Below are 21,692 nucleotides of genomic sequence, written 5' to 3' on the forward strand. Positions count from 1 at the left end.
GCACGTGCGCTGGCGTCGCCGCGCTGGATACTCGGTGCTCTTCGCCCGACACTGCGATGATCGTCGTTGCTCGCCCAGGCGTCAAGATCGTCCGTCCCGGCTCACCTGCGGAGGAAACGGGCGGGCCGCCATCCGGGCTATCGTTGCTTCGCATGACGTACACCGAGGTCGAGATCACCGCGGAGCTGGTGCGGGACCTGCTGCGTGAGCAGCACCCCGACCTGGCCGATCGCCCTGTGAGGCTCGGCGCGCGTGGCTGGGACAACCAGCTGTGGCGGCTCGGCGACGACCTCGCCGTCCGGTTGCCCTGGGCGACGCAGGACGCGGACGAACTGCTGCGCAAGGAGCACACCTGGCTGCCCGCCCTCGCCTCGCGCCTTCCTCTGCCGGTTCCCGTCCCGCAGCGCCTCGGCGAGCCCTCCGCTCTGTTTCCGCGCTCCTGGATCGTCACCACCTGGGTGCCGGGCGAGCCGGCCGACCGCGCCCCCGTCACCCGTGCCGCGGAGGCGGCCGACGCCTTGGCCGCCTTCCTGACGGCACTCCACCAGCCCGCCCCCGATGGGGCACCCGCCGGCCGGGACCGCGGAGGGTCGTTGGCCGACTACTCCGAGGGGTTCGTCAAGGGGCTCGCCTCGGCCACCGAGATGGGGCTCATCCCCGACCCGGACGCCGCGACCCTGCGCCGCGCCCGCGGATGGGCGGTGCGCCGCGCCCTCGGCGGCATCCACATCGGGGAAGCCGGCGTCCGCGGCCGCCCAGGTGGCAAGGCCACATGGGGCCCACCCGCCCAGGCCGCACTGCGACGCCTCACCGCAACGGCCCATCGCTGATCGATCGCCTCCAGCCGCCAGGCCGCGCTGCCGATCCTCCCTGACGCCGAACCGCACTGCCAGCTCGTTGGTGGCCGCCTCGACCCGTCCCACGATCTCACCGGCCCGGATGGACAGCAGCCGCCCTTCCTGGGTCAATCGGATCCCGCGGCCGACGCGCTGGATGAGCTTGGCGCCCGTGGCCGCTTTCAGGCGGGCCAGGTGGTGACTGACCGACGATTGCGAGTCGTGCAGCTCTTTCGCCGCTTCGATCACCGACCCGTGTCGCGCCACCGCGGCCAGAACCCTGAGATGGATCAGGTTGAGCACTCATCGAGAATATCGATGGAATTGCCGAAATATCTGCACTAGACGCCATAAGTCTATTGGTTCATTCTGATGTCCGCCAAGAAAGCTGATCCCCGAAGGAGCACGCAATGTCCGACGTACGAGTTCACAACTTCTCGATCTCGCTCGACGGTTTCGCCACCGGCGCCGGACAGGCCCCCGATGCCCCGTTCGGGCACGCCGGCGAACGCCTCCACGAGTGGATGTTCGCCACCCGGTTCTGGCATGCGATGGGTGGCGGCCGGGGCGGCAGCGGCGGCACCGACCACGCGTTCGCCGCGCAGCACGGTCCCGGCATCGGCGCCGAGATCATGGGCGCCGGCAAGTTCGGCCCGCCCGGCTGGCAGGACGACGCCGACTACAGGGGCGCGTGGGGCGCCAACCCGCCGTTCCATACGCCGGTCTTCGTGCTCACCCACCGGCCGCGGCCATCGATCGAGATGGAGGGCGGCACCACGTACCACTTCCTGGACGCCTCACCCGCCGAGGCGCTCAAGAGGGCCCGCGAGGCGGCCGGCGGCCAGGACGTTCGTCTCGGCGGCGGACCCTCGGTGATCCGCGATTTCCTCGCCGAGAGGCTCGTCGATCACATGCACGTTGTTCAGGTCCCGATCGTGCTCGGCCGCGGTGTCCGGCTCTGGGACGGCCTGGAGTCGCTGGAGGAGGCGTACCACATCGAAGCGGTCTCGACGCCGTCTGGCGTCACGCACCTGACCTTCACCGCCAGGAGCCGATGACCGTGAGCGCGACCGAGCTGAAGATGGAGACCTTGGACGCCTCGGTCATGCCCACGATCCCACGCGGCAACGTACACGCCCCGTGCGTGATGATCGGCGAGCGCGCCGCCGAGCTCATCAGCGCGGTCCAGGGCCGCGAACGCGACGAGGTCAGGCGTCAACCAGGGCCCGAGCGCCGGGGGCGAGCGGTCACGTGATCGCCTTCACCGTCTCCGAGCGGACCTGGAGCGTGAGCTTCGCATAGAACTGCAGATCAATGGTGGAAGGATCCTGCGCGGCCGACTTCGGGGTGATCACACCGACCGCGGCTCCCGTGTTGTCATCGGTCCAGGCGCACAGGGGGTAGGTCACAGTGGTGTCGAGCTTCTTCTGGGTCAGGACTTCGCAGCTGACCGTGGGCATGCCCTTCTGGGTGAAAACCTTCGGGGCCGCGGCCACGGTCACGCCGTCGGCCTCCGCGGCACCCTTGAGCATGTTCTCGCGCGACACGTTCGTGTCCCTGAACCGGCCGTACATGCCGGAGAGCACCAGCACGCCCTTGGCCTGATCGCCGCCCAGGGTGTACTGGCCGACCACCGAGTCGGTGATCTCGACATACCCGGCGCCCGCCTCGTCCTCGATCTTCTGTCCCTCGGAGTCGGAGAGGTCCTGGGCGAGTTGGAAGCGGCCGTCGATCAAGGTCTTGGGCAGGGTCAGGGCGAATCTGGCATCCGGAAGGCCGCTGCCGGACCGCAGGCCGATCACCGCCAACGCCACCGCGATCACCACGACCACGCCGAGGCCGCCGCCCACCAGGCCGAGAACGAGACCGACCCGGCGCCGCTTCGGTGGCGGCGGCCCGAACGGCGGAGCGCCGCCCCAGGCCGGGTTGGGCTGCTGGGGATATGGGGCTCCGTACGGTTGCGGGCCGGGCGGAGGGGGGTAAGGGGCCGGCCGGGGCGGCGGCGGGGTGGGCTGCCCGCCGTACGGGGGCTGAGGCGGCGGGGGTGTTGACACACCAGTAACGCTACTGCACTCCTGTGAGTGCTCTGGGGGGTGGTCTGGCAGTGGCGCAAGAGGCCGCGCCGCCGACCTCTGCCCCTCCGGAGGGCATCCCAGATGTGCTCCCGGGAGGCCGGCCCAGAACCGGTCGCCGCTCCGATCGAACGCGACGGTCGTCTCCTCCGGCTCAAGTGCCTTCGGCCGTCATGATGTGCCGCGTCTCTGGATCCACGTCGAAGGGCGTCTGGATGACGAGCGTTCCGCGGGCGTCGCCTCCGGCGGCCTCGTAGAGGTGCGGCACGTCGGCGCGGTAGCGCACATAGTCGCCGGGAGTGAGTGCGACGGGCTGATCCTCGGGGCCCATGCGAACCGTGCCCGTGTGGAGGAGGAAGTATTCGATCACCCCTGCCTGGTGTGCGTCGGAGTGCTGTGCGGCGCCCGGGCGGATGACGAGTTCGTACAGGTCGGTACGCAGGTGGGGGTCGAGGCGGCCGAGCAGGCGGGCGTCGGCGGCGGTGCCGATCGCGCGGGGGCCCTCGCCGGCACGCAGCACGGTGACGCCGGGCGGGTGGAAGTCGGCGATCAGATCCGCAAGCGGGGTGTGGAGCACCTTCGCCAGCGCGTAAAGGGTGTCCAGGGTCGGGTTGCCCTTGCCGGACTCCAGCGCGGTCAGTGTGGCGCGTGCCACGCCGGACCGGCGCGACAGCTCCACGATCGACAGCCGCCTGCCGGCGCGCAGGCGGCGCAGGTTCTCGGCGACGACGTTGACTGGACTGTCCACCATGCCTACTTTAATGAACAGCTATGTCTGCTTCAACAGCCAGCAGCGTATCTGAGCGGTCCCGCTCCGATGGACACGCGGCCTGCATCGTGAGGAGAACGACATTTCTGACAGCTTCGCCAACACGACCGGTGCCGTGCTCACCACTGGTGCGAGCGCCGGCCACGGCCTCCTGCCGCAGGTGATCCTGTGAGCGCGACATCACCGTTGCCGGAGGAGGCCGTCAGCGGCCTGGCCGAGGAGGTCGCCCGATCCGGCACCCGGCTCATCCGCGCCGCGGCCGCCCTCACCGACGCCGAGGTGCACGCCCTGTCGGGAGTGCCCCCCTGGACGCGCGGTCAGGTGCTCGTACACGTCGCACGCAGCGCCGACGCCTACACCTGGTTGCTGCGGTCCGCCCGTGAGTGCTCCCAACCTGGCGGCAGGCCGGACCCGGCTCCTCCGCCCGGGAACGCCGAAACCAGTGCCCAGCTCGCCGCCGACCTCCGCCTCAGCCTGGAGCGGTTTCTGGAGGAGGTACGGACGATGCCCGCCGACGCCTGGACACGGCTGGTCACGGCGCTGGCGGGGTGGCGGCATCCGGCCTGGTTCACCCTGTGGCGATGCCTGCGCGAGCTCGAAACCCACCATCTCGACCTGCGCTGCGGCTACCGTACGGCCGACTGGCCGGCCTCGTACGTCACCTGGGCTCTCGATGACACGCTCGCCACGTTGAAGGCGCAGCGGTTCCCTCTCGGCTCGGCCGAGGCGGTCGACCTGGGTCGCAGGTGGGGACTCACCCCTGGCGGGCCCGCCATCGCCGCCGCCGGGCACGTGCTGCTCGGCTGGCTCAGCGGCCGGACCTCCGCTGACGGTGTGACGTCAGACGAGCGGTTGCCGGTCCCGCCGGTCTGGCCGCAGCCGCCCACTCCCGGCTGGGGCCGCGCAGCCGGGGAACCAGGAGTGTCTCGATGATCTGGGCGGTCCGGCCGGCGATGGCCTGTTCGGTGCCGGCTCGTCCGAGCAGCGCCTTCGATCCGGGATCGGGATCGACCGCTTCGAGCGGATCGGCCTTTGCCGGTACGGGCTTCGATGCTCAGCTCAGGCGGGCTCGCAGGAGACGGAATTCGTTGCCTTCGGGGTCAGCCAGGACGTGCCATGACTCCTCGCCGGTCTGACCGACGTCGGCTGGGCGCGCCCCGAGCTTCAGGAGGCGTTCGAGCTCGGCGTCCTGATCGCGGTCGGTGGCGTTGACGTCGAAGTGCAACCGCAGCGGGCCCGTCTTGGGCTCGGTGGTGGGGCTGAAGATCAGAGTCGGCTGCAACCCGCCGAACCCTTCCGGTGGCCCGATCTCCACCGCGCCTTCGTCCTCGGTGTCGAGCACGATGAAGTCCAGCACCTCGCACCAGAACGTGGCAAGCCGTTGCGCATCCTGGCAGGGATTATCAGCTCGGAGATACGACAAGCCATGATCGGCATCATAGCAGGCCGCCAATCACCCACATCGAGGCGGGCTGGTTCCACAGCATGGCCTTGCGGTACACCTCCGGCGTGCCCGTGCCGATGCCGGTGTTCCCGATCGTGTGGAGCTCCGGTCTCACGTTCATCGCCGCCGGCGGTGACCACGGCCTGGCCGTCCAGCAACTGAGCTGAACGGCCGGCCCGGTCAGCAGGCCCCTGGTACGCCGCCGATGGCGGCCTTGACCCAGACCTCGTTGACCTTCCTCCATACCAGATGGTGACCGGCCCCGTCGGCACTCGCGGCGGCACCGGTGATCCGGCCGGTCACCAACGCCCACAGCCGGGGCGGTACCGAGACCGACAGATCAGCGAACGTAGACGGGCGAGGTCATCGCGACCATCGCCGCGTCGTACGGGCACAGGTTCACGTCGGCGTCGATCTGCCCGCACAGCGGGGTCTGCTCAAGCAGGTCGTTGCCGAGGCGCAGTTCGGCGCGCAACCAGCCCGGCTGGGCCGGGGCGGTGAACTCGATCGCCCCGTCACGTGTGAGGTGCTGGTCGAGCAGCGTCTGGCCGTTGGCGAGGACGCGCAGCGCGCCGTCGGCGAGCGGGTCGAGCGAGCGCACCCGCAGCTTCTCGCCCGGGCGGGCGTCGTCGCCGATGACGGGCACGAAGCGCCCGCCGCGCTCGGCCTCGATCACGAGCGGGCGCCCGCCTGCGGACGGCGGCAGCGCGGACACGCTGGTACGGCCGGCGCGCAGCGCGTCGAGCACGGCGCCCGCCGAGCGGTCGCGGGCGAGCACCCAGGTGGTGGGATAGCCGGCGCCCTGCGGCTGCCCGTACTGCGTCTGGGCGTCGCTGCCGCCGGTCAGCCCGACGCGTGCGCCGCGCTGGAGCCAGCAGTCGAGGTAGTCCTCGGCGGCGCGGATGCTCGAACTCGGGTTCCAGACCTCGATCGTGTCCGGCCGCACGTCGTACCCGTAGCCCCAGGTGAGCGTCGAGGTGTCGCAGCCGGTGAACGGCGCGGTGATCTTGTAGCCGGGGTGGTCGATCTGGAGGAGGCCGCCCTTCGCGCGTACGTCGTCCGCGAGCGCGTTGATCGCGGCGGCGGAACGGTCGCCGTTGTCGAGCAGCTTGTCCACGCCGAGCACGTGGGCCTCGCCCTTGACCTGGTCCTCGTAGCCGGGGATCGCGAGCACGCCGTGGCTGCCGGAGCCCCGCGCGCTCGCCGAGCGGACGTCGTCGTCGTCGGTGACCGCGAGGTAGTCGAGCCCGCGGCCGCCCGCCTCGGCGAAGCGCGAGCGGACGTCGACGCCCTGGCGGAACGGGTCGGCCTCGCTCGCGTCGTCGGTCCCGGCGCAGTAGACGTCGCTGGAGAAGCAACTGTGGACGTTCAGGTCGCCCGCCAGCCAGCGGCCGCCCGTGGTGCTCAGATCGCCCCCGGACGCGTTCGGCGGGCCCGCCTGCTTGCCGTCGTTGACCCAGATCGGGCTGGAATACGCGACCGGACGCCCGTCGCGGCGGACCCGGAGGAAGTACCAGGTGTCGTCGGCCGCCTTGAGCGAGGCGTTGAGCCGGTCACCGGTCGCGTCGGCGACCACCTGGCCGCCGTTGCTGACAAGCTCCAGTTGCAGCGGCGTGCTTGAACCGCGGACGTGCGCGTTGATCGCCAGCGGCCGCCTGCCGTTGGCGTGGATCCGCTCGCCCATGCCGTGCCCGTCGATCGTGAAGTCCAGTCGCAGCGCGTTGTCGAGCACCGCGTAGAAGCGGCGGTCGGCCATCGAGCGCTTGATGTCCTTCGCGGTGTTGGCCTTGGCCAGGACGACGGTCTTGGCGTACTGCGAGCCGCCCCAGTCGTCCGTGCGGTTGTGCCCGTTGTCCTCGGCGCCGATCGCGCCGACGTGCCAGCCCTTGTCGAGCGCGCGGGCGTACCAGCCCTCGGGCGGGGCGTTGTGGCCGGGCGGCGTGCCGAAGTCGCTGCCGCCGTTGAAGACCTCGATGCCGACCATCTGGTCGTCGGCCTTCGGGAAGTACTTGAAGTCCTCCCAGCCGAAGCCGAGGTCGCTGCGGACATCGCAGCGCAGCGGGCCGCACAACGTCTTGTCGCCCGGGTGGTTGAACACCGCCAGGCCGTCCTTGCCGGTGGTCGTCAGCCAGTCGTAGAAGCGATCCATCGCGATGTTGCCGCCGTCGGTCTCCGGCAGCGAGTTCTCGGACGAGAAGTAGACGTTGATGTGGCCCATGCGGTCCGAGGTCCACTCGAACCCGCGGAAGGCGACGAAGTCCTCCTCGGGGTCGGTCGCGGCGGCGGCCTGTTCGAGCGTCGCGTCCCACTTGCGCAGCGCGTCGAGCGGGTTGACCGGATCGGCGTTCTGGCAGCTCGGCGCGACCCGCGGGTCCAGGCACTCCTCGTTGAAGACGAGCGGCGAGTTGACGTTCGAGGTGTGCTCGCTCGACCCGACGAAGTTCAGGTCGTGCCGGTCGCGCCCCGAGGTGTAGTAGTCGGTGGGCCTTGAGCCGGGCCATCCGTCGGAGTAACCGCTGTGCTCGTGCAGCGCGCCGATGAGCTCGCGCTCGCGGGGCGCCCTGAGGTCGGAAGTCGAGACGGCCGGGGCCTTCTCGGTCTGAGTGGCGGCCTCGGCGGAGAGGACGGGGCTGGATGTCGCGGCCACGGCGGCGGTCACGGTTGCGGCCGTGACGGCCATGAGCCGGCGATGCCAGGTGGAAAGACCCACGGGACGGTGCTCCCAGCATATGTAGGTTTGCGTTGAAGGTGCGGCTGGGACGGTACGCCATAAAATGGTCATAAAGGAGAACGCGCTAGGTCCACCGGACAAACGACTCTGCGAACCCCGGACGCTCCGCCGGCCGCCGAAAATGCCGGCCACCGCGGTGATGAGAGGAAAGCGCCATGTCGTACGAGTGGCCCCTTGACCCGCACGACCTGTTCGCCGAGCGCTACCCGCAGATGCTCGGCCTCGGGCTGCCCGCCGCCGACATCGACGCCGTCCGCGCGGCCGTCACCGACATGTGGGCCGACACCCCGGGCGGCTGGGCGTATGAGTGGTCGCGGCTGGCCGGCCGCTACGCCGGCGAGGGCCGGCACGACCTGGCCGTGCCGGCCTACGGCAACGCCAAGTTCCCCACCCTGGCCAACCAGCCCATGCGCCGCGCGCTGGCCCACCAGGCCGAGCAATACCAGCGGGCCGCCCCCACCTTCCCACGTACCCGGATCCTGGCCTTCGACCTCGCCGGCACCGGCGAAACCAGCCACGTCCCCATGACCCACGACGGCGGCACCGAGATCATCGACGGCCTCATCGCCCACGCCCGCACCATCGGCAACGGCCAGGTGGCCCACTTCGGCCTGTCCATGGGCGGCCACTATTCGGCCACCACCGGCCTGACCGGCTCGGTGGACGCCGCCGTCGACCTCGGCGGCCCCGTCGAAGCCGCCTTCACCGCCGGCCGTTCCTTCGCCCACGGCATGGAGGGCATCGTCGGCAACGCCCTCGGCTACGACGCCATCCCCACCCCCGGCCAGGTGGCCGCGCAACTCTCCACCTTCACCCTGCGCCCCCTGTTCGACCGGGATGCCAACGCGCCCATGCTCGTCATCAACGGCGCCGACGACGTCCACGTGCCGCGACACGACACCCTCGTCTTCCAAGGCCGGCGCGACACCCGCGTCGAACTCATCCCCGGCACCGGCCACTGCGCCGTCACCAAACTGGCGCAGGTCATGCCGATCATCTACGACTGGCTCACCCGCACCCTCAAGGTTTGACCCCTCACGCACACCCGAACCGGCCCAGGGCCCGACATGCGACCACGATCGCTTCCCGGATTTCAAGCGAGAGTGATCACGCCGAACTGCCAGCCGGGGGACGTGCCATCGGTATGGCCGTACGGGATGACCGTCATCCGCGGCGCATCGGTCACCGGGTGTCCGGGCGGGAGTGGTTCGCCCGCCAGCGTCAAAGACGGCAGCGAGTCGGCCGTCCAGTCGATGCGGGGCACCCCGTCGTCCCCGATCCGCAGATGCGGTGTGAGGTCGATGTTGGCCAGTAGTTCGCCTTCCTCGAACATCGCCAGTTCGACCGATCCGCTGTCACCGTCTCCGCCCTGGAGGACTGCTTTGAGGCGAGCCGTGAGATGACGGTCGCAGGCCCAGCGCAGGACATCGAGATCAGCGGTGACCACTGTGTCCGTGACGACGTCGCCATGCAGTGGATCGGCGTCGTAGGTGATCTCCAACAGGTACCAGCTGAACCTGCCGTGTGTGGGCAGGTGGCCCTTCTCCGCGGGTGTCCCTCCTCGCCAGCGGATCTCAGTGCGCAATGTCTGGAACCGCCTCGACCATTCCACGGCCTCCGGGTGCCGCTGCCATCGCAGGGCGGTGGCGAGCAGCCCCACGGCGAGGGAATCTCCTGGATCGATCGAGACTGCCTGCCGTGCCGCGGTGACCAGTTCCTCCAGCAGCCGGCGCCCTTCGGAATCGGAGTCCGGCAGCGGAGACTGGTAGATCGAGTGCTCGATGAGGTGGGATGTCCAGTCGGCCTCCCGGACCGCCAGCAGGCCGACCGCGGCCGACGCGTCCGTCGGATCGGTCCGCAACACGTGCTCCAGCAGCCGTACGGCCTCGTCGTGCCGGCCTTTGATGGCCGTTGCCCAGATCTCCTCGGGTTCCTCCTCATCGTCGTCGATCTCGTCGACCCAGTCGCCGTCATATGGGTCATGGGCTCGCATTTCGCGTACCTGCCACAGGAGCAGCGCGGCCAGCAGTCTGGCCGCGTCGCGATCGCCGGGGTCCAGCTCCCCTGCGTGCCGGAGCCAGGACTCGGCCGCTGATCGCCATCCGGAGCGTGGATCATCGAAGAGGCCGACGCTGTTCCACTCCGGGATGAAGCTGTGCAGCCATCCCAGTTGCGTGGCGGCTGCCGCGTGACCGGCATCGGCGGCGGTACGCAGCAGCTCGCGATATTCGTCGATGCGCCCTTCGCGCTTGAGCTGTCCCGCCCGGTTCATGGTGGCTTGGAGGTTCTGATCCCTCAGCATGCCAGGATGGTAGTGATCGACTTCGGATCATGCGACGAGAACGGCCTCCACCGCCCTCCCGACTTGATGAGATCGAGGGTGACCTCGCCGCGTCGGCGCGAGCGCCGGCAGCGGATCTGCCCGATCTTCCCGGTCGCCCGGTCAGGGCTGGATGTTCTCCAGGTCCTCCAGAAGACTCGGGTGCGTCGGCTCCCAGCCGAGCGCCTGCCGGGTGTGGGTGCTGGAGGAGGGCTGGTCGTTCGCGAAGATCGGGCCGAGCGGGCCGTAGGTCTCCGGCGGCACCGACTCGACCGGCAGCCCCAGCCGCCGGCCGATGACCGCGGCGATGTCACGCACCTGGTCTCCCTCGTCGGCCACGGCGTGCCAGGAGCTACCGGCCGGCGCCAGCTCCAGGGCGAGCCGGAAGAGGGCTGCCGCGTCGAGCGCGTGCACGGCCGGCCAGCGCTGTGCGCCGTCGCCCGGGTATCCGGACACTCCGGTCCGGCGTGCGATGTCGGTCAGGAAACCGGCGAACCCGCCCGTGCCCTGGTTGTGAACCGTACGCGGCAGGCGTACGGCCGTGCTCCTGACTCCGCGCGAGGCCAGCCCCAGGACGGCCGTGATCGCGCGGCCGCGACCCCCGACCGGCCCATCGGTCGGCACCGAGTCGGCCTCGGTGGAGACACGGCCCGGCACATAGGGCGTGCCCGAGGCGGCGACGAAGGGGCGGTCGCTGCCGGCGAGTTCCTCGCCGAGGGTCGCGAGGGCGGCACCTTCCTCGGCGACCGCCCTTGCGATGGCCTCGGGACTGCTGAAGTCGTGGGTGAACGCCAGGTGGATCACCCCGTCGGCCCGGGCGACGCCGGCGCGAAGGATGTCCAGATCGGCGAGGCCTCCCAGGAGCGGCTCGGCGCCGGCTGCCTTGGCGACCAGCGCGGACGCGTCGGACCGGGCGAGCGCGAGGACGGTGTGGCCGTTGCCGAGTAGTTCGGCGACGACGGCGGAACCGATCAGACCGGTGCCACCGGTGACAAAGACGCGCATGGAACTTCTCCCTCAAGTGATGGGACTCTTATCTCATCACTCTAACAGGGTGATGAGACAAGAGTCCCATCACGGTACGATGGACCCATGGGACGGTGGGAACCAGGCGCACGCGAACGCCTCGTCATGGCTGCCGTAGACCTGTTCACCGAGCAGGGATACGACGCCACGACGGTCGCGCAGATCGCCGAGCGTGCCGGGGTCACCAAAAGCACTTTCTTCCGGTATTTCCCTGACAAGCGCGAGCTGCTGGTGGCCGGACAGGAGACGCTGAGCCGGCTGCTGACCGAGGGGATCGCCGAGGCGCCCGGCAACGCCAGCCCGCTGGAGGCGGTCGCGGCCGGTCTCGAGCGCGCATCGAGCGCGATGGGCCCCATGAATCGCGAGCTCGCCACCCGCCTGAAGGCGGCCGTCGCCGCCAACGCCGAGCTTCAGGAGCGTGACGCCCTCAAGAGCGTCAGCCTCGCGGCCGCGATGACAGCCGCTCTGGTCGCCCGCGGCGTGCCCGATCCGACCGCGGCTCTCGCGGGCGAGCTGGGCGTCCTCGCCTTCAAACGGGGATACGCCGAATGGTCCGAGGGCGACCGTGACGCCAAGGACGAGCTCGCCGGATACACCCTGGCGGCCCTGGACGAGCTGCGTGCGGCGAGCGCCTCGCTGGGCTGACCGGACGACCGCCCCCGCTCATCACCGCAGCCGATAGGTGCGGAGAGCGACTTCCAGTCATCTCTCCTGGGCGGCGGTGGGCCGGTTCCCGGCCCCCGGCGGTCCCCCACGACCAGTCAAGTACGATCCGCGCGACGTCACCGGTGTAGCGTCGGACACGCGAAGTTGATCAGAAGGGTGCCCGCCGTTGGAGCCGCAAGACACACGCTTGGACATGTCCCACGCGGAGCGTGTCAGCAGATACGGAGATGTCGCGAGCGCATTGGCGTTGCACAGTGACCGGCAGCTCGGCGAGTCGCTGGAGCAGGCGCGGTCTCTCGGCTCAGGGGTAGGCGGTAGCTCGGCGTTGTTGACCGTCGACGGCGTGCCGGTCTTCGCCAAGCGAATCCCACTGACCGACCTGGAGCGCCGCACCGGCAACGTGATGTCCACCGCGAACCTCTTCGGGATGCCCCCGGTCTGCCAGTACGGACTCACCGCTCTCGCCGCGCCGGGCTTCGGTGCCTGGCGTGAACTCGCGGCCAACGTCATGGCGACCAACTGGGTCCTGGCCGGGCGCAGCGCGGCCTTTCCGCTGCTGTATCACTGGCGGGTGCTGCCGGGAGCGCCGCGACCCATCGATGAGCACGCCGACGTCGAGGCGGTCGTGCGGTACTGGGATGGATCGCCGGCAGTACGGGATCGTCTCCACGCCCTTGCCCGGGCCTCGGCCGGCATCGTGCTGTTTCAGGAGTTCATCCCCTACAACCTCGACAACTGGCTCGCCGATCAGCTCACCGCCGGCCAGGACGCTGCGATCGCGGCAAGTGCCATGGTCGAGTCGTGCCTGCTGACCGACGTGGCCTTCATGAACGGCCAGGAGCTGATGCACTTCGACAGCCACTTCGGCAACATCCTCACCGATGGTGAACGCCTGTACATCGCCGACTTCGGGCTGGCGACCTCCTCCCGGTTCGACCTGTCCAAGCAGGAGATCGACTTCCTGGAGCGCAACCGGACCCACGACATCGGTTACGCGCTGATGCGGCTGGTCAACTGGCTCGTCGTCAACGTCGGCGGAGTGACGGTGCCGCAAATCGGCATCCCGGCACAACGCAACGCCTACATCCGCGCGTGCGCGAACGGCGCGGACCCCACAGGTGCCCCGCCGACTGTGGCCGCGGTGATCCGCCGATACGCGCCCGTGGCGGCGGCCATGAACGACTTCTACTGGGACCTGTACGGCACCAGCAGGACCACGCCGTATCCCAGCGAGAAGATCGACCACGCCATGAGCGCAATGCGATGATGCCCTCGATGGCGTCGCCTGGTCGGTCGTGCCAGGCCGTGGCGGAGCCGTCGTCGCCTGCCGGCCTTGGCTGGACGCGCCGGCCGCTGAGGGCGGCGTGTTCAAGGCGTGCCTTGATGGCGGCCGCTGACCTTCCGTGGACGCCGCCTCGCGATCGAACGGCTCTGCCCATCCCGAGTCCACCTGTCCCTGAGTGTCTCAGCGGCCTTGACTCCGCCCGGCTGTCGTTGCCGGCCGGTGCCGCCACCGTGCCGAATTCCACGCCGGCCCGCGCGGTGAATGTGCCGGGGCGCGCAATCGGATCGCCTTCGCCGCGCTATCCCGATGGCCTTCCGCGTTATCCGGCCGGACAGCGGGCCGTGATCTCGCATAATGCCGCCCGCCGGGGTGCACGAGAGCGGGGGAAGAGGGCGCGAAACGCTTCCGACCTGCCCTGATATCAGCGTGGAAGAGATCGGATAAGGAGCGGATGGCCCCCGTTGTGAATGTTGCGGCAGTTCACCTGATCGGGAGCCGGCGGGGCTGCCGGACGAAACCAAAGGCAGGCAGAAAATGAGCAAGCGACTCAGCATCCAGGCCATCAGGATCGTCCTCATCACCATGATCGCCGGCACCGGCGGACTGGCCCTCTCCAGCGCGATGACCGCCTCCGCCGCGAACGCCGCCCCGATCCCCTGCGGGGAGCCCTGGCACACCTGCTGATCGCTCTCGCCCGGCCCGGAGACCCAGGGGGGTCTCCGGGCCTACGCATGTCCCCAGCCATCGACCAGAGACCTGCGGCCAAGACCCGTCAGAGCGGAAAGCCTGGCCCAGCGCTACTGGACATCCTGGCCACCACTGCCTGGCCCGAGCAGAGATACGAGCTCGTCCAGGGCACTGGACGGCCACCCAGGTGCCGATCGTCGTGCCCGGCGTGGCCACCGTCGAGCAGTTCCTCGCCCACCCCGACCACCGCCTTGACGCCCTCGGCGTCCTGCGGGCGGTGCCGCCGGGTGATCGGGTCGATCGACGTCTCCATGCGCTGGGGGGCGCGCCGTACGAAGCCGCCGCTCCCCTGCCGGGTGTCGACCAGTCCGGTTTTGCGCAGCTCAGGCGCCCGTGGATTCTCGGCTGCTCGCTGGTCGCGCTCGTGGGGCTGGTGCTGACGCGTGCTGCTGAGGGAGACGACCCGGCCGTGTGTCGGGAGGGCGTCAAAGGCACACCTCCAGCAGCGGGGGCACCTCCACATTGATCAGCCCGTCGCATTCTCCCTGCTCCGGAGGTTGCGAGGGGGGCGGGCTGGGCGGCGCTGTCGGCTGCGCGGAGGACTGGGACGTGGGCGCGGAGGTGGAGGGGAGTGACGCGGGCGTGGAGGGGGAAGAACGCTCCGGCGATGGGGTCCGCGTCGACGGTGAGAGCGCCTCGGCCTGTTTCGGGGGCGGGGACGGTCGCGGCTCCTCACGGTTGCGCTCGTCCTGCTCGTCCTTGCCTGAGGGGTCCGGTTCCCTGCTCGGCGGCCTGGACGACCGGGACGCCGTGGGCGGGGGCAGACCAGGATCGGCGTTCGGCCGGGCGGCCGGCCGTCCCGCACCGTCATCGGATGGACCGTCATCGGATGGGTTGTCGGCCTGGCCGCTCGTGCCGACCCTTGGTGAGGGCGACGGTGCCGGCGAACGGCTGGTGCTGGGAGCAGCGGCGGGCCCGGTGTAAGTCGCGGTCGGGTCCAAGGCGGCCTCGAAGCGGGGGCGGACCTCAGGTGGGCTGGAGGTGGCGGTCAGCACCCACGCGCCCGCGGCGATCGCCAGGGCGACGGCTGCCGCGGCGGCGGCCTGCTTGGGGGTCTGCCGGGCCTTCTTCCATGCCCACGCTAACGGCGCCGCCAGAACCAGGCCGTGTTGGAGGGCTCCTTTCGCCGCTCTCATCTGGTCCCGGGTCTGCCGGGAGTTGAGGATCAGCAGGTTGTCGTCGAGCCGGATGGCTCCGATGGCCGCGTTCATGGGGCGCAGCATCTGTCCTGTCGCTGTGCATTCGGCGGCGGCGTGACGGATGTCGGCCCAGACCTCCAGTTCGTATTCGGCGTCCGCCTGGCCCATTGGGTGCAACGCGATGTGCGCGGCACGGCCGTCTACGTCGAGGTGGACGGCCTGCACCTCGTACTGGGGGGCGCGGAGTGCCTGGCTGACCTCAAGGGGGACCTGTCGCAACGACAGAGCCGCCTGGAGCGCCTTCTCCAGTCCGGCGATCTTCTGGAGAAGGCGCAGCCTCGTGGTGAGGTCGGTGATCGCTCTTGCGTCCGCGCTGATGGCTTGCAGCCGCTGGACGGCGGATTGGATGATCTCACGGGTCGTGTCGTCGTCTTTGCCGGGCATCTGCGAAGGCACCTTGTGAGTCAGGAGGGGCGTCGCCTTAGGTTCGCCAGGCGGCTGACGCTTGTTAGCCGCGTCCGCAGAATGTGATCAAATGGTTACATTAAGTGTAGGCGGTCGCGGTCGAGTCGCGCAGCCGGGCCGGCGACGCCGCTGCGGCCGACGTCCGCTTCAGCGCCCGGTAGACCTGGATCAGCGCCTCGCGGTCCTCGTCGGTCAGCGAGGGGTCGGGTGTGTCCCACAGGTGCTGCAACACCGGGTTGTCCGGGTAGCGCTTGGTGGCGGTCGTGGCCTGCGGGGTCGGGGCCGCCGCCGGCGGGGTGGCCAGAGTGGGGGCGCCGTCGTTCATGACCTGGCGGCAGCCCCCAGACTCCCAGCCGAGCACCCTCTCGATCGCCGCGTACGTCAGCGCCTGCACCTGTTTGGCGTGCTCGACCCTCGCCCAGGTCGTCGCTGACATGCCCGCCACCTCGGCGGCCCGGTCGATGCTGAGGCCCAGTTCGAGGCGGCGGCTCATCACGCGTGCGGCGAGCACTGCCTTGGGGTCCACCATGCCAGTGTGGCAGAGTTCGGCCATTCTGTTCCACCCTGTGCCGTCAGATGGGTGCTGAGCCAGAATAACGGCACACAGTTGTGGTGTTCGATGTCAAGCTATGGCATTCTATGGGAGTGTGCGGGCTCGATCCAACAGAGTGTGAGGCGCGGACGGGTCCCACACATCCGACCGGGACGTTCGACCGGAGGGGGGCGGCGTCTCGATCGACTCCGGGCGCCCCCGCTGACAAGAGTGCGCCTCAGCGGGGGCGCCCGGATGCGGGCTGCTCAGTCGCGACGGCCTAATGGCATGACGCTGCCGGAGGCCACCACCCATCTCGCCATCTTGGTCACCCGCCCCTCGTGGAGAGCCGCCAGGTACGGGCCGCCTCCGTTGATGATTCCGGCGGAAACCATGCGTGCCAGATCTGTTCTCGACCACGGGCGGGCGGCCTCGGACTTTCAGGGGCCCGCCACCCAGCCGCCGGGGACGCCGAGAGCGGCGCCCGCCCACCACGGACCAGGGCTCACCTGTCTCGCGTGGCGAGCAGGAACGCGTCGATGGCGTCCCGCGTGCCCTCCACCGGACGGGGCCTGGGCTCCGCACGGACGACTCGCAGGCCGCATCCATCGATGTCGGCCACCACGTCATCCGCGCTGTACAGGACCGCCGGGTCCTGCGGTCCGCCGCTGCCGTGTGCCAGGTTGTCGCTGTCGTGAGCGACCACCAGAAGCAGCCCCCCAGATGCGACCGCCGCGGCGGCCGACCGCATGACCGGCCCCCTCAGCTCCGCTTCCAGCTGAAGGTAGGCGATCACAACGAGGTCGAAGCCGGCGGGGTCGGGTGGATAATCGCGTACGTCCGCCCTGATCAGGGTCACCCGGCCGGCGTGCTCGCCGAGCCGCTGCCCGGCCAGGGAGCGGGCGCGGTCCAGGGCGACGGCGGAGAAGTCCACCGCGGTCGCACTCCAGCCACGCTCGGCCAGCCACAGCGCGTTGCGCCCCTCGCCCGCGGCCAGGTCCAGGGCCCGGCCAGGGGGCAGGTCGGCGGCGACCTCCTCCACCCACCGGTTCGGCCCCGCCGACCACACCAGATCCTTGGCCGCGTAGCGGCGATCCCACTGGTCACTGTCCACGTCGCCAATCTATCGGCGGCCATCGCTTCGCCCGCCCTGCACCCTCTGTCCGTGTAGGTAGCCGCACAACCCGAGTGGTCGATGCCGATCGGATGGGCTCGGTCACGGGCACGCCGGGAGCGTCACCGCCGCGGCACGGGCGCCCGCCGGCCGGCCGCCGCCAAGGCGGAGTTGCGAAAATGCGCAATTACTAAGAACATGAGTGTTGTATGCGGACGACGGTGTGGAGGTGGTCGCGTGAGCGAGGCGTTTGCCGAAGCGGTCCGGGAGCGAGCCCGGTTGGCCCGAGTGGCGTTGCGCGCCGCGCATCGCGACCAGGATCTGAACGAGACCCTCGTGGCCGAGGCGGAGTGGGAGCACATCGCGCGTGTGGCTCGCACGCACGGGGTCGGCTTGGCGGAGGATGTCCCGACCGATATGAGCCCCGGCGCGGACGAAAGCCAGCCGGATGAGCGAGAGCAGGGGACACGGTCCTGATGTCGGTGCCGCTGTATGAGGCCAAGGCGGAGCTGTTCCGGCTCCTGGGCCATCCGGTGCGGATCCGGGTGCTGGAGCTGTTGCAGGACGGGCCGAAGCCGGTGCGGGAGCTGCTGGCCGAGATCGAGGTGGAGCCGACCGGGCTGTCGCAGCATCTGGCGGTGTTGCGCCGTTCGGACCTGGTGACCGCCCGCCGGGAAGGCTCCACCGTGGTGTACGCGCTGTCCGGCGGGGACGTGGCCGAGCTGCTACGCGCGGCCCGCCAGCTGCTGAGCGCCAAACTGTCGGGCCAGCACGCGTTGCTGAGCGAGCTGCTGCAGTCCGAGACCGGGCATGGCTGACGATGATCATGGCCGAGGGGGCCGGCGCGGCCATGCGTCCGATGTGATCGAGGTGGAGTCGTCGACGTTTCCGCAGCGGCTGGCGGTGCTGCGCCGGGCAGGGGTGGTCACGGCGAGGCGGGATGGCGCCACCGTTGTCCACGAGTCGGGCAGGGCTGATGTGGCCGATCTGCCACGGGCCGCACGGCGGATCCTCACCGACCTGATCGCCGGACGGGGCGAACTGCGCGCTGCCAACGCTGGACGCCCCCGGCCTGGATGATCCCCGCCGCATCAAGCCGACGTCGAAGCACCAGGCAGGGAGTCATCGTGGCGAGTTTGTGGCGGAAGATCAAGAAAACGGGGCGGGTGGCCGAGCCGGCGCCGGGCAGGCCGGAGTCGGCGGGCCCGGCGGACAAGGTCGGCGAGTTGGCCGGGTCGGTGCAGATCAGGCATGTGGACGCGGGCTCGTGCAACGGCTGTGAGGTGGAGATCGCCTCCGCGTTCGGCCCGGTCTATGACGCCGAACGGTACGGGGCGCGGCTGGTGGCCTCGCCCCGGCACGCGGACGCGCTGGTGGTCACCGGTCCGGTGACGCGCAACATGGAGATGGCGCTGCGCCGGACCTATGAGGCGGTGCCGGAGCCGCGGCTGGTGGTCGCTGTGGGGGACTGCGCGCGTAACTGCGGGGTGTTCGCGGGCGCGTACGGCGTGGCGGGCGCCGTCAGCGACGTGGTTCCTGTCGATGCCGAGGTGCCGGGGTGCCCGCCCCGGCCGGAGGTGATCGTCGCGGCGCTGCGCGGGCTGACCGGTCGATGACGGGTTCCCTGCTGGCCACGGCTTCGGGCCTGTGCGTGGTGACGGCGGCGGCCGCGCTGTTCGTGCCGGATCGGATACGCGCCCTGGTCGCGGGACTGGGGACGGCGGCCGCCGGCGGATTCGGCGTGGCCGCCGGCGTGGCGGCCGCCCTGGGAGGGCGGTGGAGCGTCTGGCTGCCGGAGCTGCTGCCGCTGGCCGGGGTGCGGTTGTCGCTGGATGCGCTGGGTGGCGTGTTCGTGGCGGTGACGGGCGGCGTGGCGGTGTGCACGGCGCTGTACGCCATCGGCTACGCCCGCGAGCACGGCCGGGTCGTCCACGGCGTGCTGCCGTTGTTCGTGGCCTCCCTGCTGCTGGTTCCCGCGGCGGCGAGCGTGAGCACGCTGCTGGTGGCCTGGGAGCTGATGGCGCTGACCTCGCTGCTGCTGGTGCTCGCCGAGCACGCCCACCGCCCGGAGGTGGGGAAGGCCGGCGTGTGGTACGCGGTGATGACCCATCTGGGGTTCGCGGCGGTCCTGGCCGGCCTGGCCCTGTTCGCCGCCCACGCCGGCGGCGAGTCCTTCGACCAGCTCCGGGCCGCGCAGCTGCCGCCGGCGGCACGGAACGTGGTGTTCCTCGCAACGCTGATCGGGTTCGCGTCCAAGGCGGGCATCGTGCCCTTGCACGTGTGGCTGCCCCGGGCGCATCCGGAGGCGCCGAGTCACGTCTCGGCGCTGATGAGCGCGGCCATGGTGAACATGGGCGTGTACGGCATCGTCAGGGTCGGCCTCGACCTGCTGGGCGGCGGAGCCCCGTGGTGGTGGCTCGTGACACTCGCCGCCGGCGCGCTGTCGGCCCTGTACGGCATCCTGCAGGCCGCCGTCTCCTCCGATATGAAACGGCTGCTCGGCTACTCCACGACCGAGAACATGGGCCTGGTGCTGCTCGGGGTGGGCGCGGCCGGGTTCTTCGCCGTCTCGGCGACGCCGGTCCTGGCCGCCCTGGCGTTGACGGCCGCGCTGTTGCACGTGGTCAACCATGCGGGCTTCAAGACGTTGCTGTTCCTGGCGGCGGGCTCGGTGCTGCGGGCCACCGGCGTACGGGACCTCGACGCGCTCGGCGGGTTGCGGACCCGCATGCCGTCCACCACCGTCCTGTTCGCGGTCGGCGCGCTGTGCGCCTCAGCGCTGCCGCCGGGCAACGCCTTCGTCAGCGAGTGGCTGCTGCTGCAGAGCCTGATCCACGCCCTGCCCGCCTCCGGGGTGGCGGGGGCGGTGACGATGCCGCTGGCCGTCGGGGTGATCGCGCTGTCGGCCGGGCTCGCGGTCGCCACATTCGTCAAGGCCTTCGGCGTGGGGTTTCTGGCCCGGCCGCGTGGCGGCCAAGCTGAGCGGGCGACGGAAAGTCCCGCCACGATGGTGTCCGGCATGGCCGTGGCGGCGCTGTGCTGCGCCGTGCTGGCCCTGGCCCCGACCGTGGTGCTGCCCGCGCTGACGGCGGCCGTGAGCGCGGTCCTGGCGGGACCGCCCGCGGTGTCCGGGCAGGTGAGGCTGCAGCTGAACGGCGTGATCGGGACGATCTCCCCGCTGCTGATCGCGATCGCCCTCGGGGCCGCCGTCGCCCTGCTCCTCGGGGCGCTGCGGCTGGTGGCCAACCAGCGGGCGCGGCGCCGGGCCAGGTTGTGGGACTGCGGCGCCGGGCCGATGACGCCCAGGATGGAGTACACCGCGACGTCGTTCGCCGAGCCGCTCCAGCGGGTCTTCGACGACGTGCTCGCCCCGGAGAGCGATGTGGACGTCACACCGGTGAAGGAATCGGCCTACCTGGTGGAGCGGGTGCGTTTCCAGTCGCGGATCCCCGACCGGATCGAGCACCGCCTGTACCGCCCGGTCCTGGCGGCGACGGCCGCCCTGGGCCGCTCGGCGCGGAAACTGGCCAACGGCAGTGTGCACCACTACCTGGCCTACGGCTTTGCCGCGCTCACGGGCGCGCTGATCATACTGGCGGTGTTGCGATGACCGCACTGATTCAGGTGATCCTCGTCGTGGCCGGCGCACCGCTGCTGGTGGGGATGATGCGGCAGATCCGCGCCCGGCTGGAGGGCCGGGCCGGGGCCGGGATGGGCCAGCCGTGGCGAGACCTGCGCAAGCTGGCCCGCAAGCAGCCCATCGCCCCTGAGGGCACCGGCTGGGTGTTCCGGCTGGCGCCGTTGCTCCTGGCCGCAACCGCCGTGGTGGCGGCCGCGGCGGTGCCGCTGGTCGCCACGGACGCGCCACTGGACGGTGTCTCCGACCTGTTCGCCGTGGTCGCGCTGCTCGCGCTCGGGTCGGTGGCGCTGGCCCTGGGCGGGCTGGATACCGGGACCGCCTTCGGCGGCATGGGCGCCAGCCGCGAGGTGACCATCTTGGCCCTGGTGGAGCCGACCATTCTGGTGTCGGTCTTCGCGCTGTCGGTGCGGGCGGGGTCGACGAACCTGGCCGCGATCGTCGGCTCGGTGGCCGAGAACCCGTGGGCCGTGCTGTCGCCGGTGAGCCTGCTGGCCGCGGCCGCACTCGCCATCGTCACCATCGCCGAGACCGGCCGTATCCCGGTGGACAACCCCTCCACCCATCTCGAGCTGACCATGATCCATGAGGCGATGGTGCTGGAGTACGCCGGCCCCGATCTCGCGCTGATCGAGTGGGCCTCCGCGGCCCGCCTGTCGGTCCTGCTCGGGCTGCTGGCCAGCCTGTTCACGCCCTGGGGTATCGCAGGGGCCGACGTGGGGCCGCTGGCCCTGCTGGTGGCGTGCCTCGCTCTGGTGGTCAAGGTGGCGGTGCTGGGGGCGCTACTCGCTGCGGGCGAGGTGTTCATGGCCAAGCTGCGCCTGTTCCGGGTGCCGGAGCTGCTGGCCGGATCGTTCCTGATGGCGCTGCTGGCCGTGGCCGCGTCCTTCTTCCTGCCATGAGGACTGG

24 protein-coding genes and 2 pseudogenes are annotated in these 21,692 nt (G+C 70.6%); 15 read left to right on the forward strand and 11 right to left on the reverse strand.

The window, feature by feature from the left end; all coding sequences use genetic code 11:
* Nucleotides 1–152: 152 nt before the first annotated feature.
* Nucleotides 153–830 (forward strand): phosphotransferase, encoded by a 678-nt coding sequence (locus ABGB18_RS38815; RefSeq protein WP_347700670.1) that lies wholly within the window; start codon nucleotides 153–155, stop codon nucleotides 828–830.
* A gap of 132 nt (nucleotides 831–962) precedes the next feature.
* Here ABGB18_RS38815 and ABGB18_RS38820 read toward each other — a convergent pair.
* Nucleotides 963–1,139 (reverse strand): annotated as a pseudogene (locus ABGB18_RS38820) (LysR family transcriptional regulator); the annotation flags it as partial.
* 107 nt (nucleotides 1,140–1,246) lie between these two features.
* On the opposite strand from ABGB18_RS38820, the gene ABGB18_RS38825 reads away from it, so the two are divergent.
* Both ABGB18_RS38825 and ABGB18_RS38830 read left to right on the forward strand, forming a co-directional pair.
* On the forward strand, nucleotides 1,247–1,894 hold the full coding sequence (locus tag ABGB18_RS38825; protein ID WP_347700671.1) for a dihydrofolate reductase family protein: 648 nt from the start codon (nucleotides 1,247–1,249) through the stop codon (nucleotides 1,892–1,894).
* A 2-nt stretch (nucleotides 1,895–1,896) separates the two neighbouring features.
* Entirely contained in the window at nucleotides 1,897–2,091 is a 195-nt protein-coding gene (locus ABGB18_RS38830) for a hypothetical protein (protein ID WP_347700672.1), read from the forward strand.
* On the opposite strand, the gene ABGB18_RS38835 is transcribed toward ABGB18_RS38830, so the two are convergent.
* Together ABGB18_RS38835 and ABGB18_RS38840 are read right to left on the reverse strand one after the other, a co-directional pair.
* Nucleotides 2,084–2,890, reverse strand: a complete 807-nt coding sequence (locus tag ABGB18_RS38835; RefSeq protein ID WP_347700673.1) for a hypothetical protein — start codon at nucleotides 2,888–2,890, stop codon at nucleotides 2,084–2,086. The genes ABGB18_RS38830 and ABGB18_RS38835 overlap by 8 nt on opposite strands.
* 172 nt (nucleotides 2,891–3,062) lie before the next feature.
* Nucleotides 3,063–3,659, reverse strand: coding sequence for an XRE family transcriptional regulator (locus tag ABGB18_RS38840; RefSeq protein ID WP_347700674.1), 597 nt, complete (start codon nucleotides 3,657–3,659; stop codon nucleotides 3,063–3,065).
* A 186-nt stretch (nucleotides 3,660–3,845) separates the two neighbouring features.
* Here ABGB18_RS38840 and ABGB18_RS38845 point away from each other — a divergent pair, with 186 nt between their 5' ends.
* The gene (locus ABGB18_RS38845) at nucleotides 3,846–4,610 is read left to right on the forward strand and encodes a maleylpyruvate isomerase family mycothiol-dependent enzyme (protein WP_347700675.1); all 765 of its coding nucleotides are present in this window, start codon (nucleotides 3,846–3,848) and stop codon (nucleotides 4,608–4,610) included.
* A 121-nt stretch (nucleotides 4,611–4,731) separates the two neighbouring features.
* Here ABGB18_RS38845 and ABGB18_RS38850 read toward each other — a convergent pair.
* Nucleotides 4,732–5,105 (reverse strand): annotated as a pseudogene (locus ABGB18_RS38850) (VOC family protein).
* 57 nt (nucleotides 5,106–5,162) lie between these two features.
* Here ABGB18_RS38850 and ABGB18_RS38855 point away from each other — a divergent pair.
* A complete protein-coding gene (locus ABGB18_RS38855) occupies nucleotides 5,163–5,288 on the forward strand; it encodes a hypothetical protein (protein ID WP_347700676.1) in 126 nt (41 codons plus the stop codon).
* Between the two features lie 173 nt (nucleotides 5,289–5,461).
* Here ABGB18_RS38855 and ABGB18_RS38860 read toward each other — a convergent pair whose 3' ends face one another.
* Nucleotides 5,462–7,831 carry a CehA/McbA family metallohydrolase gene (locus ABGB18_RS38860; RefSeq protein ID WP_347700677.1) on the reverse strand — a complete coding sequence of 790 codons (2,370 nt, stop codon included), beginning with the start codon at nucleotides 7,829–7,831 and terminating at the stop codon, nucleotides 5,462–5,464.
* A 176-nt stretch (nucleotides 7,832–8,007) separates the two neighbouring features.
* Between ABGB18_RS38860 and ABGB18_RS38865 the strand changes: the two genes are divergently transcribed.
* Complete coding sequence (locus ABGB18_RS38865) at nucleotides 8,008–8,883, forward strand: hypothetical protein (protein WP_347700678.1); 876 nt, start codon at nucleotides 8,008–8,010, stop codon at nucleotides 8,881–8,883.
* A gap of 62 nt (nucleotides 8,884–8,945) precedes the next feature.
* On the opposite strand, the gene ABGB18_RS38870 is transcribed toward ABGB18_RS38865, so the two are convergent.
* The gene (locus tag ABGB18_RS38870) at nucleotides 8,946–10,154 is read right to left on the reverse strand and encodes a hypothetical protein (protein ID WP_347700679.1); all 1,209 of its coding nucleotides are present in this window, start codon (nucleotides 10,152–10,154) and stop codon (nucleotides 8,946–8,948) included.
* 141 nt (nucleotides 10,155–10,295) lie between these two features.
* A complete protein-coding gene (locus tag ABGB18_RS38875) occupies nucleotides 10,296–11,177 on the reverse strand; it encodes an SDR family oxidoreductase (RefSeq protein WP_347700680.1) in 882 nt (293 codons plus the stop codon).
* 126 nt (nucleotides 11,178–11,303) lie between these two features.
* On the opposite strand from ABGB18_RS38875, the gene ABGB18_RS38880 reads away from it, so the two are divergent.
* From ABGB18_RS38880 to ABGB18_RS38890, 3 genes are all read left to right on the forward strand, one after another.
* Nucleotides 11,304–11,843, forward strand: coding sequence for a TetR/AcrR family transcriptional regulator (locus ABGB18_RS38880; RefSeq protein WP_347700681.1), 540 nt, complete (start codon nucleotides 11,304–11,306; stop codon nucleotides 11,841–11,843).
* Nucleotides 11,844–12,105: 262 nt separating this feature from the next.
* Complete coding sequence (locus ABGB18_RS38885) at nucleotides 12,106–13,131, forward strand: serine/threonine protein phosphatase (protein ID WP_347700682.1); 1,026 nt, start codon at nucleotides 12,106–12,108, stop codon at nucleotides 13,129–13,131.
* A 552-nt stretch (nucleotides 13,132–13,683) separates the two neighbouring features.
* Nucleotides 13,684–13,833, forward strand: a complete 150-nt coding sequence (locus ABGB18_RS38890; RefSeq protein WP_347700683.1) for a hypothetical protein — start codon at nucleotides 13,684–13,686, stop codon at nucleotides 13,831–13,833.
* Between the two features lie 88 nt (nucleotides 13,834–13,921).
* Here the strand turns inward: ABGB18_RS38890 and ABGB18_RS38895 are convergent, their stop codons facing one another.
* From ABGB18_RS38895 to ABGB18_RS38910, 4 genes are all read right to left on the reverse strand, one after another.
* On the reverse strand, nucleotides 13,922–14,149 hold the full coding sequence (locus ABGB18_RS38895) for a hypothetical protein (protein ID WP_347700684.1): 228 nt from the start codon (nucleotides 14,147–14,149) through the stop codon (nucleotides 13,922–13,924).
* Nucleotides 14,150–14,321: 172 nt separating this feature from the next.
* Nucleotides 14,322–15,479: a hypothetical protein gene (locus ABGB18_RS38900; protein ID WP_347700685.1), complete on the reverse strand. Its 1,158-nt coding sequence runs from the start codon at nucleotides 15,477–15,479 to the stop codon at nucleotides 14,322–14,324.
* 100 nt (nucleotides 15,480–15,579) lie between these two features.
* Nucleotides 15,580–16,053, reverse strand: a complete 474-nt coding sequence (locus ABGB18_RS38905) for a helix-turn-helix transcriptional regulator (RefSeq protein ID WP_347700686.1) — start codon at nucleotides 16,051–16,053, stop codon at nucleotides 15,580–15,582.
* Nucleotides 16,054–16,537: 484 nt separating this feature from the next.
* Nucleotides 16,538–17,146, reverse strand: a complete 609-nt coding sequence (locus ABGB18_RS38910; protein ID WP_347700687.1) for a class I SAM-dependent methyltransferase — start codon at nucleotides 17,144–17,146, stop codon at nucleotides 16,538–16,540.
* Nucleotides 17,147–17,383: 237 nt separating this feature from the next.
* Between ABGB18_RS38910 and ABGB18_RS38915 the strand changes: the two genes are divergently transcribed.
* The 6 genes from ABGB18_RS38915 to ABGB18_RS38940 are packed head-to-tail and all read left to right on the forward strand — an operon-like array spanning nucleotide 17,384 to nucleotide 21,685.
* Entirely contained in the window at nucleotides 17,384–17,623 is a 240-nt protein-coding gene (locus ABGB18_RS38915) for a hypothetical protein (RefSeq protein ID WP_347700688.1), read from the forward strand.
* Nucleotides 17,623–17,964 carry a metalloregulator ArsR/SmtB family transcription factor gene (locus tag ABGB18_RS38920; RefSeq protein ID WP_347700689.1) on the forward strand — a complete coding sequence of 114 codons (342 nt, stop codon included), beginning with the start codon at nucleotides 17,623–17,625 and terminating at the stop codon, nucleotides 17,962–17,964. The genes ABGB18_RS38915 and ABGB18_RS38920 overlap by 1 nt, the downstream gene beginning before the upstream one ends.
* On the forward strand, nucleotides 17,957–18,226 hold the full coding sequence (locus ABGB18_RS38925; RefSeq protein ID WP_347700690.1) for a hypothetical protein: 270 nt from the start codon (nucleotides 17,957–17,959) through the stop codon (nucleotides 18,224–18,226). The genes ABGB18_RS38920 and ABGB18_RS38925 overlap by 8 nt, the downstream gene beginning before the upstream one ends.
* Nucleotides 18,227–18,273: 47 nt before the next feature.
* Entirely contained in the window at nucleotides 18,274–18,762 is a 489-nt protein-coding gene (locus tag ABGB18_RS38930; protein ID WP_347700691.1) for an NADH-quinone oxidoreductase subunit B family protein, read from the forward strand.
* Nucleotides 18,759–20,756 carry a proton-conducting transporter membrane subunit gene (locus tag ABGB18_RS38935; protein WP_347700692.1) on the forward strand — a complete coding sequence of 666 codons (1,998 nt, stop codon included), beginning with the start codon at nucleotides 18,759–18,761 and terminating at the stop codon, nucleotides 20,754–20,756. The genes ABGB18_RS38930 and ABGB18_RS38935 overlap by 4 nt, the downstream gene beginning before the upstream one ends.
* On the forward strand, nucleotides 20,753–21,685 hold the full coding sequence (locus ABGB18_RS38940; protein WP_347700693.1) for an NADH-quinone oxidoreductase subunit H: 933 nt from the start codon (nucleotides 20,753–20,755) through the stop codon (nucleotides 21,683–21,685). Before ABGB18_RS38935 ends, ABGB18_RS38940 begins: the two co-directional genes overlap by 4 nt.
* The last annotated feature ends 7 nt before the right edge of the window (nucleotides 21,686–21,692 follow it).

This window comes from Nonomuraea sp. B12E4 (assembly GCF_039871825.1).
GTDB lineage: Bacteria > Actinomycetota > Actinomycetes > Streptosporangiales > Streptosporangiaceae > Nonomuraea.